Raw genomic sequence first — 15,281 nt, forward strand, 5'->3', positions numbered from 1 at the left:
AGCGTATATGGAAAAAAACATATATTTCTGAACTGAGCGCGATCCTGTTCAGAGAATACCCCCAAGAGGATTCTATCTCGTTCTGATTGTAGACGTTGCGTGGCAGGGAAAATAAACGGCGGGGGCTTTACCTTATATTCGGATAATCATATATTCGGTTTTCCGTATATTGGATGAGGCTTCATCATGACTGGCAAAGCCCGCGTTCTCTTCGTCTGCACCGCCAACGCTGCTCGTTCCCAGTTAGCCCAAGCGCTGCTCAGGCACACGGATTCGGAACATTTCGAGGCGTTCAGCGCCGGCACGGTTCCGACCGCGGTCGACCCGCGCACCTTCGAGGTCTTGTCGCACCTTGGAATCAGTACTGACGGGTTACGCAGCAAGTCGATTGATGAGTTTCAGGGAGAGCGTTTCGATTACGTGATTACCCTGTGCGATAAAGCAACTGCGCAGTGCCAGTCGCTCCCCGATGCTGGCGAGGCGTTGACCTGGAGCTTTGAAGATCCGGTCACCAGCACCAAGCCCGACGCGTTCCGTCACACGCTTCACGAAATTCATGAGCGCATCAAGATGTTTGTCTTGGTGAAAACCAAACACTGAGAACTGAAATGGCTGACCATCTGACCCCGACCACTGTCTTCAAATGCCTGGCCGACGACAATCGGGTGCGCATGATGCTGCTGATCACCCGAGAGGGGGAGTTGTGCGTCTGCGAGCTGACCTGTGCGTTGAACGAGAGTCAGCCCAAAGTCTCCAGGCACTTGGCGCAGTTGCGCACCTGCGGTTTGCTCTCGGACCGTCGGCAAGGTCAATGGGTTTACTACCGACTGCACCCCAATCTTCCTGACTGGGTGCTGCAGGTACTGACCGTGGTACTCGAAACCAACAAGCACTGGTTAAGCCCCGATGCCAAGCGTCTGGAAGCAATGGGGGACCGTCCTGAACGGGTCGCCATTTGTTGTGAGAGCAAAATTGCCTGACGAGCCCCGGTAGACGATGCCGCTGGCTCGATGATTCCCAAAGCGCCGTCGCGCAGGAAAAGACTATGTTTGATGACTCTATTCCCCAACTCGAAACCGAACTGGCCGATCTTCCGTCGACAGACAAACTCGGTATCGAAACCACATCCAGCCACAAGCCACGCATTTTGCTGCTGTACGGATCGACGCGCGAGCGTTCCTTCAGTCGCCTGCTGGTAGAGGAGGCCGCTCGGTTGTTGGAGCACTTCGGCGCCGAGGCGCGGATTTTCAATCCGTCGGGGCTGCCGCTGCCGGATGACGCGCCGGTCGATCATCCCCGGGTCCAGGAACTGCGCGAGCTGATGCAGTGGTCCGAAGGCCAGGTCTGGTGCTCGCCGGAACGCCACGGGTCCATGAGCGCGGTGTTCAAGGCGCAGATTGATTGGGTACCGCTGGCGATGGGCGCGGTACGCCCGACCCAGGGCAAAACCCTCGCTGTCATGCAGGTATGCGGTGGCTCGCAGTCATTCAACGTGGTCAATCAGCTGCGGGTGCTGGGACGCTGGATGCGCATGTTCACCATTCCCAACCAATCTTCCGTGCCGAAGGCCTATATGGAGTTTGACGACAGCGGCCGGATGAAGCCTTCACCGTTCTATGACCGCGTGGTGGATGTGATGGAGGAGTTGGTGAAGTTCACGCTGCTGCTTCGCGACCGCCAGGATTACCTGGTCGACCGCTATTCCGAGCGCAAGGAGTCGGCGCAAGAATTGATGAATCGCGTCAATCAGCGCTCCATCTGAGTCAAGCCCAACGCCTGGTTCGACCGGCAGTCGAACTCCATAGACACCAGCCACAGGAGCACAACAACATGACGATCAAAGTGGGTATCAACGGTTTTGGGCGTATTGGTCGCCTGGCATTGCGGGCCGCCTGGCATTGGCCGGAGTTCGACTTTGTGCAGATCAACGACCCGGCGGGTGACGCCGCGACCCATGCGCATCTGTTGAACTTCGATTCGGTGCATGGTCGCTGGAATGCAGAGGCTGGCTCCGAGGACGACAACATCGTCATCGATGGCAAGCGGATCAAGGTCACAGCCAATAAAGCGATTGCCGACACCGATTGGTCGGGCTGCGATCTGGTGATCGAAGCCAGCGGAAAAATGAAGACGGTTGCCGTGCTTCAGGGTTATCTCGACCAGGGTGTGAAGCGCGTGGTGGTCAGCGCCCCGGTGAAGGAGAAGGGCGCATTGAACGTCGTCATGGGCGTCAATCATCAGTTGTTCAAACCCGACGATCATGCCATCGTCACCGCCGCTTCATGCACCACCAACTGCCTGGCGCCAGTGGTGAAAGTCATCCACGAGAAGCTCGGCATACGCCACGGTTCGATCACCACCATTCATGACCTGACCAACACCCAGAGCATCCTCGATCAACCCCACAAGGACCTGCGCCGTGCGCGGGCTTCGGGCATGAGTCTGATTCCCACCAGCACCGGCTCGGCCACGGCCATCGCGGAAATCTTCCCGGAGCTGCGCGGGCGCCTCAATGGTCACGCCGTGCGCGTGCCGCTGGCCAACGCTTCGCTGACCGATTGTGTCTTCGAGGTCGAGCGAGCCACCACCGTCGAAGAAGTGAATCAGTTCCTCAAGGACGCTTCCGAGAACGAACTCAAGGACATCCTCGGTTTTGAGGAGCGCCCATTGGTGTCCATCGATTACCGAACCGACCCGCGCTCGTCGATCATTGATGCGCTGTCGACCATGGTCATCAATGGCACCCAGGTCAAACTCTACGCCTGGTACGACAATGAATGGGGCTATGCCAACCGTACCGTGGAACTGGCCCGGATGGTCGGTCGAACAGTCTGAGGAACGGTCATGAAAGCGTTGTCAGCCCTCGCTCCGCAAGTGCGGCAGTACCTGCTCGTCACCGGCAATTACTGGGCCTTCACCCTCACCGATGGCGCCTTGCGCATGTTGGTGGTGCTGCATTTTCATGCGTTGGGCTACAGCCCGCTGCAAATCGCCGCGTTGTTTTTGTTCTACGAAATCTTTGGCGTGATCACCAACCTGGTGGGCGGCTACCTCGGTGCCCGGCTTGGCCTGAACCGAACCATGAATATCGGCCTGGGGATGCAGGTCGTGGCGCTGTTGATGCTGACAGTTCCCTCGGTCTGGTTGACCATCCCCTGGGTAATGGGCGCTCAGGCGCTGTCCGGGATCGCCAAAGACCTGAACAAGATGAGCGCGAAAAGCTCGATCAAGCTGCTGGTTCCCGATGGTCAACAGGGGCAATTGTACAAGTGGGTGGCGATTCTCACCGGCTCCAAGAATGCCCTCAAGGGCGTTGGTTTCTTCCTGGGGGGCGCCTTGCTGGCCCTCATCGGCTTCAAAGGTGCGCTGCTGGCGATGGCCGGCGTACTGGCGTTGATCTGGATCGCCAGCCTGATCCTGTTGAAAAAGGATCTGGGTAAAGCTAAAGCCAAGCCCAGGTTTCGCGACATCCTCTCCAAGAGCCGCGCGATCAACATTTTGTCGGCGGCACGGATGTTCTTGTTCGGTGCCCGCGACGTCTGGTTCGTGGTGGCCCTGCCGGTTTACCTGAGCAGTGTTTTCGGTTGGGACTTCTGGAAGGTCGGCGGTTTCCTCGCGGCTTGGGTGATCGGCTACGGCATCGTGCAGTCTTTTGCGCCCAACATCACTGGCAAGAAACGTGGGCACGTGCCGGATGGCCGTGCGGCGTGTCTGTGGGCAATGGCATTGGCGGGTCTGCCCGCGGCCATTGCGCTAGGACTCGACAGCGGGTTGGCACCACAGACGGTGCTACTGGGTGGGCTCATGGTCTTTGGTGCGCTGTTCGCGGTGAACTCTTCGTTGCACAGCTATTTGATCGTGTCCTACGCCAAGGAAGACGGCGTATCGCTGGATGTGGGTTTTTACTACATGTCCAACGCCATGGGACGGCTGATCGGAACGGTGCTTTCTGGCTGGGTTTATCAAGTGTACGGGCTGCAGGCGTGCTTATGGATCTCCAGCGCCTTCGTGCTGCTCGCCGCTTTGATTTCCATTGGATTGCCTCGTCACGCCAGTCCGGCGGTCGATCTTTAACCACCTTCAGACTTCGTTAAGAAACGGCCTCGATACTTTCTCCCCATACCCAAGGGAGAACGTTGACCCATGCCCGATTCTGACTGGAACATCCATCTACCGCTGGCTTTCGGCAATGCCGGCCAGCCGGTTCGCCACTTGCACCGGGCTATGCCGGGAGAGCCCCGCCGGGATGAGTTCGAAGCCTTCATCCACCGGCGTTTCCACCAGGCGCACGGCGCAGAGATTCGTCACTTCATGCCCGAACTGTTCGGGCTCGATGATGCTGACGGCAGGCTTTGCGCCGTGGCAGGCGTGCGTCTGGCCGCCCAGGGACCGCTGTTTCTCGAGCATTATCTGGACGATCCCATCGAGCCTTTGATCAAGGCCGATGCAGACTGCGCAGTGGATCGCGCCGGCATTGTCGAAGTTGGCAATCTGGCCGCCAGCGACACCGGCAGCGCTCGCCTGAGCATTATCGCGATCACCTATCTGTTGGCGATGGGCGGGCTGGAGTGGGTGGCGTTCACCGGCAATATCGGCCTGGTCAACAGTTTCCATCGCCTTGGCCTCAAGCCCGTGACCCTGTGTCCGGCCGACCCGCAGCGCCTGGGGGAAGACCGTCACCTCTGGGGCCGCTACTACGAGAGTCAGCCATGGGTTCATGTCGGCAACATCCGTGCAGGCTTCGTTCATCTGCGCGATGCCGGTCTGTTCGATCGCCTGGGTTTTTCACAGACCTACGGGGAGGCGTGCCATGTTGCCTGAAGTGGAGCGCTTCAAACTCACCCTGCGTGAGCATGCCCAACGCAAGGGCTACGCCGTGGCGCTGTGGGGCGATAACTTGCGGCTGGACTACGCCACGCTTTACTCCGAAGTGGTGTACCGCCAACAACGCTTGCGCGATGAACACATAAAGGTTGTTGCTCTGGCCCTGGATAACGGTGTCGAAGCCATGCTTTGGGACCTGGCGGCTTTGTTCGAAGGTCTGGCCTGCGTCATCCTGCCGGGTTTTTTCAGTCCGGCTCAACGCTTGCACTGCCTGGAGCAGAGCCAGGCGCAGCGGGTGATTGCCGAGCCGGGACTGGCAGACGAACTCCAGGCCGCCGGTTACCACTACAGCGGCGAGTTCTGGCACAAAGATTACCTCGGACCGAGCCACCTGCCGGCGGGCACCGCCAAGCTGACCTTTACCTCGGGCACCACCGGCACGCCAAAAGGTGTCTGCCTGAGTGCCGACAGCCTGCTGCGGGTCGCCCGTGAGCTGGAACAGGCCAGTCAGCCGGTCAACCCAAGGCATCATCTGGCGCTGCTGCCCCTGGCGGTGCTTCTGGAAAACCTCGGGTGCTACGCGGCGCTGTATGCCGGGGCGATGCTCAGCCTGCCTGGCCAGAAAACCCTTGGCATCCAGGGCGCCAGTGGCGTCGACCCGGCGCGCCTGTTGGCGTGCCTGACCGAGCGCCGGGCGCAGAGTCTGATCCTGGTTCCACAATTGTTGCTGATGCTGGTCACGGCCGCCGAGCAGAAAGCGTTCTACCCACACGCTTTGCGGTTCGCCGCCGTGGGCGGTGCGCGGGTATCCCATGATCTTCTGCAACGAGCCCAGCGTGCTGGCGTGCCGGTATTTGAAGGCTACGGACTGTCGGAATGCGCTTCGGTGGTGTGCCTCAACCGGCCACAGGCCAACCGCGCCGGCAGTGTCGGTCAGCCGTTGCCCCATGTGCAGGTTCGTCTGGCCGAAGACGGCGAGGTCATGATCAAGGGCTCGACCTTGCTCGGATACCTGGGGGAGCCTCCGCCGCCCGACGACTGGTGGCCCAGCGGCGACTTGGGGGAGGTCGACGCCGACGGGTTCCTGTACCTGCGCGGGCGCAAGAAGCACCAATTCGTCACCAGCTTCGGTCGTAACGTTAACCCTGAATGGGTCGAAGCCGAACTTACCCAAGGCGGCACCATCAGTCAGGCCTTCGTCTATGGCGAAGCCTTGCCGCACAACCATGCATTGCTGTGGCCCACCCGCGCTGACTGCTCTGATCAAGCGCTGGAGCTGGCGGTGAGCAAGGCCAACGAGGCGTTGCCCGATTACGCGCAGGTCCATCACTGGACGCGACTGGCGCACCCCTTCACCGCAGCCAACGGCCTGCTCACCGCCAACGGCCGACCGCGCCGTGAAGCGATTGTCGAGCATTACCGCGGGTTGTTCAGCGAATCCATTCTGTCCGAGGAATATCCGTCATGAGTTTTTTCGACACGTTGCAAGAAGCCACCCATCAGGAACGTCAAACGCTGTTTAATCTGCCGATTATCCGTGACGCCCTCGACGGCCAGGTCAGCCTGGCCAGTTACCGGGCGTTTCTGATCCAGGCCTACTACCACGTGCGCCACACCGTACCGTTGATGATGGCTTGCGGTGCACGCCTGCCAGCGCACTTGGAATGGCTGCGCAAAGCCGTGTGCGAGTACATCGACGAGGAATACGGTCATGAGCAATGGGTGCTGGATGACATCGCCGTGTGTGGAGGCGACAAGGATGCGGTGCGTGATGGTCAGCCGTCGCTGCCTATCGAATTGATGGTCAGTTACCTGTATGACTTGATCGCCCGGGGCAATCCGGTGGGGCTGTTCGGCATGGTCAACGTGCTCGAGGGCACCAGCATCGCTCTGGCGACCCACGCCGCTGACGCCATTCGTGAACACCTGGAACTGCCGCCCACCGCTTTCAGCTACCTCAGCTCCCACGGCTCGCTGGATATCGAGCACATGCAGACCTATCGCGGCCTGATGAACAAGCTGGAGGATCCGGCCGACCAGGCGGCGGTGATCCACGCCTCCAAAGTGGTGTACACGCTCTACACCGAGATGTTCCGGGGCCTGCCCCGTGACGAGGGGGACCAGCATGCGCCTGTGTGACGCCCGGATCGTCTTGACCGGTGCCAGTGGCGGAATTGGCCTGGCCATCGCCCAGGCCCTATGCGCTAGTGGCGCTCGGGTGTTGGCCGTGGCCAGGCATCGCGAAGCGCTGGAACCCTTGATCGAACGCTACCCGCAGCAGTTGTACTGGGTTGGCGCAGACCTGACTGTGCCAGGTGATCGGCGCAAGGTGCTGGCCGCCGCCGAGGCCTTGGGCGGCATCAACCTGCTGATCAATGCCGCCGGTGTTAACCACTTTGCCATGCTCGAACAACTCGAGGACAGTGAGATCGACGCCATGCTGGCCTTGAACATCAGCGCGCCGATCTGTTTGAGCAAACTGTTGCTGCCACTGCTTAAACAGGCCGCCAGCGCCATGGTGGTCAATGTCGGCTCGACCTACGGCTCGATCGGCTACCCAGGCTACGCCAGTTACTGTGCCAGCAAGTTCGCCCTGCGCGGGTTCTCCGAAGCACTGCGCCGGGAATTGGCGGACACCCGTGTCGGCGTGCTCTACGTGGCGCCCCGGGCTACACGTACGTCGATGAACAGCCCAGCGGCCCAAGCCCTCAACCAGGCGCTCAAGGCCAACGTCGATGATCCGCACGCGGTGGCCTCGGCGGTCATACATGCCATTACCGGCGACCGTCGCGAGCTGTATCTGGGCTGGCCCGAGCGTTTTTTCGTCGGTCTCAACAGCCTGCTGCCCAACCTGGTGGACCGTGGCCTGCGCAAGCAACTGCCACTGGTTCGCCGTCTGAGCCATAAACCTGAGAACGAGCACCTCAAACCATGAAAAAAATTCTGATCTGTTTACTGTTTGGCGCCCTGGCTCAAAGCGCCTGGGCCTTGGATGACGCCGACCAGCAGCGTCTCACAGGCATCCAGCAAAGCTGGGCGCATATTCAATATGAGTTGCCTGAGGGGCAGCGTGCCGATGCCTTTGAAAAACTCGCCGCCCAGGCTTCGGCGTTCAAGCAGCAACGCCAGTCAGTGGCCGAGGCCTGGATCTGGTCGGGCATTGTCAAAAGCAGTTGGGCAGGGGCCGCAGGCGGGATCGGTGCGCTGGGCAAGGTCAAGGACGCCAAGGCCGATCTGGAACAGGCCCTGGCCCTGGATCCCAAAGCCTTGCAAGGCTCGGCCTACACCAGCCTCGGCGCACTCTATGATCGGGTTCCCGGCTGGCCCTTGGGGTTTGGCGACTCGGACAAGGCCGAGCAACTGCTCCAGCAGGCGCTGCAACTGAACCCAAACGGCATTGACAGTCTGTACTTCTGGGGCGATCACCTCTACCGTCAGAAACGCTACGCTGAAGCCCGGGTTGCCCTGCAAAAAGCCTTGCAGGCAGCGCCACGGCCCGGCCGGGAAACCGCTGACGCGGGGCGCCGCAAGGAAATCGAAGCGTTGCTGGTGGATGTGAACAAAAAACTTGGCTGAGAGGAGTGTGCGTGCGCTTATTACTGATCGAGGATGACGTGGCCCTGGGCGAAGGCATCCATCAGGCCCTGAGCCGCGAAGGCTATACCGTAGACTGGTTGAAGGACGGGAGCAGCGCCTTGCACGCACTGCTCAGCGAAACCTTTGACCTGGCTGTGCTTGACCTGGGCCTGCCACGGATGGACGGCCTGCAGGTGTTGCGTCGCTTGCGTGACAGCGGTTCCAACCTGCCGGTGCTGATCCTCACCGCCCGGGACGCCACCGAAGATCGCATTGCCGGGCTCGATGCCGGGGCCGACGACTACTTGATCAAACCCTTCGATCTGGCGGAACTCAAGGCCCGGTTGCGGGCCTTGTTGCGCCGCAGCGCCGGTCGTGCCCAGGCGCTGATCGAGCATGCCGGCATCAGCCTCAATCCGGGGACCCAGCAGGTCAGCTATCAGGGCAACCCGGTGGCGTTGACGCCCAAGGAGTATCAGTTGCTCCATGAATTGCTGTCGCCGCCGGGCCGGGTCATGACGCGCGATCATCTGATGCAATTGCTTTACGGCTGGAACGAGGAGGCCGAGAGCAACACCCTGGAAGTGCATATCCACCACCTGCGCAAGAAATTTTCCACCGACCTGATCCGTACCATTCGTGGCGTCGGGTATCTGGTGGAGGAGCGCCGATGACTTCAATCCGGCGGCGCACCCTCACGCTGATCCTGGGGCTTTTGTTCGTTGGCCTGTTGATCATCACCGTATTCAATCTGCATGACAGCAACCACGAGATCGCTGAAGTCTACGATGCTCAATTGGCCCAGAACGCCCGGCTGTTGCAGGGTGTCATGCGCATGCCCATGGCCAGCAAGGAACATGCGCAGTTGTATCAGGCATTCAATTCGGCCTTGGCGTCGGCGGTTCCCAAAGTCGATGGACATCCCTATGAGAGCAAAATCGCCTTTCAGGTCTGGGATTCAAAAGGTGCGTTGCTGGTTCACACCTCCAGTGCACCGACATTCACCTCACCGCCGATTGCTCCTGGTTTCAGCGACGTGATAGACCAAAAGGACCGTATGTGGCGGGCGTTCGTACTGGATGATACACAGTACGGCCTGAAAATCTGGGTAGGGGAGCGTGATGATGTGCGGTCCGATCTGGTCGATCGTATTGTCCGTCACACGGTGGTGCCTAATCTGATCGGCAGTCTGATTCTGGCCGCCGTGATCTGGTTGGCCATCGGCTGGGGGCTCAAGCCTCTGGTCGACATGGCAGCCAAGTTGCGTGCGCGGCATCCGGGCTCACTGGAGCCTCTGCAATTGGTGCCGCTGCCCAGCGAACTGGAGCCCATGCAAGCGGCGCTCAATCGGGTGCTGGCGCAGATCCAGGAGTTGATGGGCCGTGAACGGCGTTTTATTGCCGACGCAGCCCATGAGATGCGAACCCCCCTGGCGGTGCTCAGGGTTCATGCGCAGAACCTGATGGAGGCGGGGAATGAGCAGAGCCGGCGTGAGTCCCTGCAACACCTGATCGTCGGAGTGGATCGCACCACGCGCCTGGTCAATCAGTTGCTCACCATGGCACGCCTTGAACCACAAGCCGGCGTGCCTGCACCCGCCGTGATCGATCTGCCCGCCACTGTGCGTGAAAGTCTGGTTCAGATGACTCCCTGGTTGCTCAGCAAGGGGCTGGAGCTGGTTCTGGACGTCAGTGATGACATCGACCCGGTGAGGATTGATCCGGTGTCCATCGATATTGCCTTGAACAACCTGGTGACCAATGCGGCCAACTTTTCTCCCCCCAACGGCTTGATCACGGTGCGACTGGCCCGACAGGGAGATCATTACGAGCTGGCGGTCGAGGATCAGGGGCCAGGCATAGACGAGGCCGAACGGGACCGGCTTTTTGAACGCTTCTACAGCCGCGGCAACGACCAGGGTGCTGGGTTGGGCTTGACGATCGTGCGGACCATCGCCAATCGGCTTGGCGGGCAGGTCCGGTTGGAGAATCGTCCCGAGGGAGGTCTGCGCGCCACGTTGCAGATGGGCCGTCTTTAACCTTGCTCGTCGCGTGCCGGTAGTGTTTGGGCATCGGATGGACCGACGAGGAAAGCGGCAATTTCGTTGACCGTGCTGCGGGCCGTGCGTGTTACGCCGATCAGCGTAGCGGAGGCCGCACCGGTCCATTCGCCATAGCCGACCAGCCATAGCCTGGGCTCTTGAATCGCATGAGTCCCGTCAACGTCCACGCGTCCTTCAGCGTTGAGCACACCCAGTGGCTCCAGATGCTGCAGGGCGGGGCGGAAGCCGGTGCACCAGATCACCACGTCCACCGCAGACTCGCTCCCGTCGGCCCAGATTACGCCGTTGCGGGTGAAGCGTTCGAAAGGTCGGACTGATTTGAGCGCGTTGCGCGACCGGGCCTCGACGACGGGCGGTACCATGACGATGTCACCCAGCCCACCCACGGGCTGTTCGATGACGCGACCTTCCTGTTGCGCTTTCCAGCGCTGCGTGGCGCGCTCGAACAACACCTGCCCATCCACTTCATCAGGTAGGAACAGGGGTTCAACAGGTGTTACCCACGTGGTTTCGGCAACCCTGGAAACCTCGGCCAGAATCTGCGCCCCTGAATTGCCGCCACCGATGACCAGGACTTTTTTTCCGGTGAACGGCTGCGCTTGGAGGTAGTTTGCCGAGTGCAACTGTTGACCGGCGAATAATCCGGCGCCGGGGTAGCGGGGGATGAACGGGGTACTCCAGGTGCCGGTGGCGCTGACCACAACCTTGGCGTCCCAATGTCTATCGTGCGCCTTAATCCGCAACCCGGTTTCTGTACGCTCTACAGAAGTGACGCGCACGGGACGCACGATGGGCAATTGATAGCGCTGTTCGTACTGCTTGAGGTAGTCGATCACATGGTCGCGTGATGGGTAGCCATCCTGCGTGGGCGGCATCATCCAGCCTGGGATCGAGCTCCAGGTGGCGGGGGAGAATAGACGCAATGAATTCCAGCCATGGCGCCAGGCACCTCCTGGCCCTTGCTCGGCATCGAGAATGACGAACGAAAGTCGGGTGCGCCGCAGGAAATACGCCACTGCCAAGGCGGATTGGCCTCCACCGACAATCACCACGTCATATTGACTGGCAGTGGCAGGCGAATGAGTCATGACGGTGGTCTCCGATTGAGGTGGGAAAACAAGCCGGTGTAATGGCTGACAGTACCGTCATTTGCAGGCGCGGCAGCACCCGCCTCAGCAGCGTTTGCAGGTCCTGATGCCCAGTAATGTATAGACCGGGCAGAAACGGAAGATCCCCGTCGCCAGCGGCACCAGGCCGATCCAGCCCCACAAGCCGATCACGCCGCTCAGGCTGAGGGCAATGAGGACAAGTCCCGCGGCAATACGCAAGCTACGGTCGATGGTTCCGATATTGGCTTTCATGACGATCTCCCGATCAGTGAGTGCGCCGGTTCTCCAGCGCGGTGAACAACAACATGCCAGCCAGCATGGCCGCCATGAATACGATGATTTGCCAGTGCCCGGTGAGCAGGATCGCCACGGCGGGCCCCGGACAGATACCGGCTATCCCCCAACCGATGCCAAACAGCAGGCTGCCGCCGATCAGGCGAGGGTCCAGCTCACGCTTGACCGGCAATTGCATCGGGTTTCCCAGCACCGAACGGGTCTGGCGGCGGGCCCAGGTCAGTGGGCCGATCGCGACACCAATCGCTGCGAGCATGACCAGGGCCAGGGAGGGGTCCCAAGTGCCGGTCACATCCAGGAACGCCAAGACTTTGCTCGGATTGGCCATGCCCGCCAGGAGCAGACCGAAGCCGAACACCAGACCGGCCATGAATGCAGTCAGTTTGAGCATGTTCAACCCTCCAACATATGACGCAGGACAAAGACCGTGGCGAAACCGCTGAACATGAAACATGCCGTGGCGATCATCGAACGCGGTGAAAGGCGCGACAGGCCACATACGCCGTGGCCGCTGGTACAGCCCGACCCGTAGCGGGTGCCGATGCCCACCAGCAGGCCGGCGACGCTGAGGCCGAGCCAGCCGCTCTGAAACTCGATCTGCGGCAACGCGGTGAATAGGCCCCATAGCAGCGGCGCAACGAGCAGCCCCAACAGAAACAGCGCTTTCTCGCTAACCCCCTCGCTACCACGCTGCAGCAGGCTGCCGAGTAAACCGCTGATGCCGGCGATACGCCCATTGGCGACAACGAAAAGGCTGGCAGCCAAACCAATCAACGCACCGCCGGCAAGGGCTGACCAGGGCGTGAAGTTGAGCCAGTCAATGTTCATGAGATTTCTCCGATACAAACCACGTTGAGACTCCAGCAGGCGATTAACCCAGGGCTTTTACAACCAATGCCAGGGCCACCAGCGCAGCCAGAATGGCGAAGCCTTTTTGCAGATAGGGCTCCGGCAGCCGGGCGGCGAGCAAGCGGCCGCCGGTCATTCCCAACAATGCGCCAAGGGTAAAAGGTACGGCAATCGCCCATTGCAAATGACCCGCCGCCGAGCTCGCCACCACGCCGGAAATTGAAACCAGGGCAATGACCGTCAGCGACGTGGCGAGCACCGATTGGGTGGTCAGATTGGTGTAGCGCTGGAGTGCCGGGACCATGACAAAACCGCCGCCCACACCCAGCAGGCCGGACAGCGCGCCGGCGACCATGCCGGAGACCGTCAGCGCCCAGGCACAGGGTGCGGTCCAATGGAGCTTGCCGCGGTTTTCGTCCAGTACACAAGGCGGGGGTTTGCGCTTCGACGTGGCTTTGCAATCGGCGCGCGAGGGCAGTGACTTTTGAAAGGCCCGGAAGGCCACGTACATCAATAGAAGGGCAAACAGGAGCGTCAAGGGACGGTTGGGCGTGCGCTGAGCCAGCCAGATCCCCAGTGGAGAGCAGATGATGCCCGCGCCTGCGGTCAGCAGCGCAGCCTTATAGCGTACGGTGCCGTTTCTAAGGCCCATCACCGCACCCAGGGACGCGGCCAAACCCACCGCCATCAAGCCAATGGGCCCGGCTTCGGCCATGCTCAGGCCCGCGCCGAAGACCAGCAGGGGAACCGCCAGTATTCCCCCGCCAGCGCCGGTCAGCGCCAGAATCACACCCACGGTCAGGCCGAGCAGCAAGATGATGATCATCCCTCTCTCCTTGCCTTGAGGTCTGGTTTCATAGATCCGCCAACTCCGGTTTAGCCAGCCACTCATGTCCCTTGAGCATGCCCTTCCAATACAACGGAGGGAGAATCCGCTCCTTGAGTAGCCAGGCCAGCCGCGATGGCCGGGTACCGTCAATCAGCCAGGACGGGAAGCTGGGGGCGACGGTGCCGCCATAGGTGAACTCCGCCAGGACGATCTTGCCCCGTTCGACTGTCAGCGGACAGGAGCCGTAACCGTCGTAATGAGCGTTGCCCTTGGCTTTCCCCATAGCTGCCAGCACGTTATGGGCGACCACGGGCGCCTGCTTGCGAGCGGCCGCGGCGGTCTTGGCATTACTGGAGTTGGTGGCGTCGCCCAGTGCGTGAATATTCGCCCAGGTTTTATGGCGCAGCGTGTCGGGGTCGACATCAATCCAGCCGGCGGCATCGGCGAGTGGGCTGACGCGGATAAAGTCTGGCGCAATCTGTGGGGGCACCACATGCAGCAAATCGAAGTCGCGCGTGACAAGCTGGCGTGTGCCATCAGGCTGGGCGCAACTGAAGGTGGCGGTTCGCGCGGGCCCGTCAACGCTCGTCAGCGTGCTGCCGAAGTTCAGGTCGATGCCATAGGCGCGGATGTACTCCATCAGGGCCGGCACGTAATCGGGCACGCCGAACAGCACAGCTGCGGCACTGCAGAAATCGATCTTGATGTTGCCGAGTACCCCTGCACGCCGCCAGTGGTCGGCAGAGAGATACATGGCTTTTTGCGGCGCCCCGGCACATTTGATCGGCATCGGCGGTTGCGTGAAGATGGCCCGGCCACCGCGCAGTTGCTGCACGCACTCCCAGGTATAGGGGGCGAGGTGATACAGGTAGTTGGATGTAACGCCGTTGCGACCCAATGTCTGCGGCAGACCTTCAATGGCATTCCAGTTGAGTTTCAGGCCAGGGCATACGATCAGTTGTTGATACTTGACGACTCTGCACCCATCGAGAATGAGCGCATTTTTCTCGGGTTCAAAAGCGGCCACGGCGGCTTTGATCCAGTGCACGCCGCGAGGAATGGTCGAGCCGATCGTATGGGCGGTCCGGGGGGCATCGAAGACACCGCAACCGACCAGCGTCCAGCCGGGCTGGTAATAATGCACATCTGCCGGGTCAATGATGGCGATGTCGAGCCCCGGTTCCCTGGCCAATAAGCTGGATGCCGCCGCAATGCCCGCTGCGCCGCCCCCGATAATGACCACCGCATGTTCGGCCTCGGCCACTTCGATCGGGGTCTGCCCCTTGTTTGCAATCCGGCGGATAACGCCTTTCATGTCAAACCCGGCATCTTTGGCTGTTTCGACGATCTGCGGCAGAGGAAGTAGGTTCGCTTGTGACAGCGCCCACATCGTTGTCGAACGCATGCCGGAGCGGCAATACGCCAACACCGGTTTTGGCAGCGATTCAAATAGCCGGCCGAAGGCAACGCCTTGTTCGTCGGTGACCTTGCCCGATTCCGCAGGCAGATAGTGAGCTTCAATGCCCATCGCTTCAGCCGCGCGCTTGATTTCGGCAAACAAGGGTTGATCGCTGCCTTCGCCATCCGGGCGATTACACACGATGGCGCGAAAGCCGGTGTTTTTCAGTTCCGTCAATTGATCGGGGAAAATCTGCTCCGATACCGCTAAGCCTGGCGCAAGGTGGCGGATGTCCATGGTGGTCTCCGTGATGGGATTTTCTTATAGGGGGAGGGGACG

The 15,281-nt window shown here is 60.7% G+C and carries 18 protein-coding genes; 12 read left to right on the forward strand and 6 right to left on the reverse strand.

Going from position 1 to position 15,281, the window contains the following annotated elements; all coding sequences use genetic code 11:
- Positions 1-186: 186 nt before the first annotated feature.
- The 12 genes from HQ912_RS13075 (at position 187) to HQ912_RS13130 (ending at position 10,438) form a co-directional block, all read left to right on the forward strand.
- On the forward strand, positions 187-600 hold the full coding sequence (locus tag HQ912_RS13075) for an arsenate reductase ArsC (RefSeq protein WP_047225645.1): 414 nt from the start codon (positions 187-189) through the stop codon (positions 598-600).
- Between the two features lie 8 nt (positions 601-608).
- Positions 609-980 carry a metalloregulator ArsR/SmtB family transcription factor gene (locus tag HQ912_RS13080; RefSeq protein WP_047225646.1) on the forward strand — a complete coding sequence of 124 codons (372 nt, stop codon included), beginning with the start codon at positions 609-611 and terminating at the stop codon, positions 978-980.
- Between the two features lie 65 nt (positions 981-1,045).
- Entirely contained in the window at positions 1,046-1,762 is a 717-nt protein-coding gene (gene arsH, locus HQ912_RS13085) for an arsenical resistance protein ArsH (protein ID WP_047225647.1), read from the forward strand.
- A 68-nt stretch (positions 1,763-1,830) separates the two neighbouring features.
- Positions 1,831-2,835 (forward strand): ArsJ-associated glyceraldehyde-3-phosphate dehydrogenase, encoded by a 1,005-nt coding sequence (locus HQ912_RS13090; RefSeq protein ID WP_047225648.1) that lies wholly within the window; start codon positions 1,831-1,833, stop codon positions 2,833-2,835.
- Between the two features lie 9 nt (positions 2,836-2,844).
- Positions 2,845-4,074, forward strand: a complete 1,230-nt coding sequence (arsJ, locus tag HQ912_RS13095; protein WP_047225649.1) for an organoarsenical effux MFS transporter ArsJ — start codon at positions 2,845-2,847, stop codon at positions 4,072-4,074.
- A 69-nt stretch (positions 4,075-4,143) separates the two neighbouring features.
- Positions 4,144-4,821: a thermostable hemolysin gene (locus HQ912_RS13100; RefSeq protein WP_047225650.1), complete on the forward strand. Its 678-nt coding sequence runs from the start codon at positions 4,144-4,146 to the stop codon at positions 4,819-4,821.
- On the forward strand, positions 4,811-6,292 hold the full coding sequence (locus HQ912_RS13105; protein ID WP_173406883.1) for an AMP-binding protein: 1,482 nt from the start codon (positions 4,811-4,813) through the stop codon (positions 6,290-6,292). Before HQ912_RS13100 ends, HQ912_RS13105 begins: the two co-directional genes overlap by 11 nt.
- Entirely contained in the window at positions 6,289-6,963 is a 675-nt protein-coding gene (locus HQ912_RS13110) for a TenA family transcriptional regulator (protein WP_047225652.1), read from the forward strand. Before HQ912_RS13105 ends, HQ912_RS13110 begins: the two co-directional genes overlap by 4 nt.
- A complete protein-coding gene (locus HQ912_RS13115) occupies positions 6,950-7,759 on the forward strand; it encodes an SDR family oxidoreductase (protein WP_047225653.1) in 810 nt (269 codons plus the stop codon). The genes HQ912_RS13110 and HQ912_RS13115 overlap by 14 nt, the downstream gene beginning before the upstream one ends.
- Positions 7,756-8,400, forward strand: a complete 645-nt coding sequence (locus HQ912_RS13120; protein ID WP_076384310.1) for a tetratricopeptide repeat protein — start codon at positions 7,756-7,758, stop codon at positions 8,398-8,400. The genes HQ912_RS13115 and HQ912_RS13120 overlap by 4 nt, the downstream gene beginning before the upstream one ends.
- An 11-nt stretch (positions 8,401-8,411) precedes the next feature.
- On the forward strand, positions 8,412-9,074 hold the full coding sequence (locus HQ912_RS13125; protein ID WP_047225655.1) for a response regulator: 663 nt from the start codon (positions 8,412-8,414) through the stop codon (positions 9,072-9,074).
- Positions 9,071-10,438 (forward strand): ATP-binding protein, encoded by a 1,368-nt coding sequence (locus HQ912_RS13130; protein ID WP_047225656.1) that lies wholly within the window; start codon positions 9,071-9,073, stop codon positions 10,436-10,438. Before HQ912_RS13125 ends, HQ912_RS13130 begins: the two co-directional genes overlap by 4 nt.
- On the opposite strand, the gene HQ912_RS13135 is transcribed toward HQ912_RS13130, so the two are convergent.
- The 6 genes from HQ912_RS13135 to HQ912_RS13160 form a co-directional block, all read right to left on the reverse strand.
- Entirely contained in the window at positions 10,435-11,550 is a 1,116-nt protein-coding gene (locus tag HQ912_RS13135) for an ArsO family NAD(P)H-dependent flavin-containing monooxygenase (RefSeq protein WP_173406884.1), read from the reverse strand. The genes HQ912_RS13130 and HQ912_RS13135 overlap by 4 nt on opposite strands.
- A gap of 84 nt (positions 11,551-11,634) precedes the next feature.
- On the reverse strand, positions 11,635-11,823 hold the full coding sequence (locus tag HQ912_RS13140; protein ID WP_047225658.1) for a DUF2892 domain-containing protein: 189 nt from the start codon (positions 11,821-11,823) through the stop codon (positions 11,635-11,637).
- 13 nt (positions 11,824-11,836) lie between these two features.
- Positions 11,837-12,256: a DUF6691 family protein gene (locus HQ912_RS13145; protein ID WP_047225659.1), complete on the reverse strand. Its 420-nt coding sequence runs from the start codon at positions 12,254-12,256 to the stop codon at positions 11,837-11,839.
- Between the two features lie 2 nt (positions 12,257-12,258).
- Positions 12,259-12,693: a YeeE/YedE family protein gene (locus HQ912_RS13150; protein WP_047225660.1), complete on the reverse strand. Its 435-nt coding sequence runs from the start codon at positions 12,691-12,693 to the stop codon at positions 12,259-12,261.
- Between the two features lie 43 nt (positions 12,694-12,736).
- Positions 12,737-13,540: a sulfite exporter TauE/SafE family protein gene (locus HQ912_RS13155; protein WP_107322786.1), complete on the reverse strand. Its 804-nt coding sequence runs from the start codon at positions 13,538-13,540 to the stop codon at positions 12,737-12,739.
- Positions 13,541-13,568: 28 nt separating this feature from the next.
- Positions 13,569-15,239: a bifunctional protein tyrosine phosphatase family protein/NAD(P)/FAD-dependent oxidoreductase gene (locus HQ912_RS13160; RefSeq protein WP_173406885.1), complete on the reverse strand. Its 1,671-nt coding sequence runs from the start codon at positions 15,237-15,239 to the stop codon at positions 13,569-13,571.
- Positions 15,240-15,281: the final 42 nt, after the last annotated feature.

The organism is Pseudomonas sp. MPDS (genome assembly GCF_013283895.1).
Taxonomy (GTDB): Bacteria; Pseudomonadota; Gammaproteobacteria; order Pseudomonadales; family Pseudomonadaceae; genus Aquipseudomonas; species Aquipseudomonas rhizophila.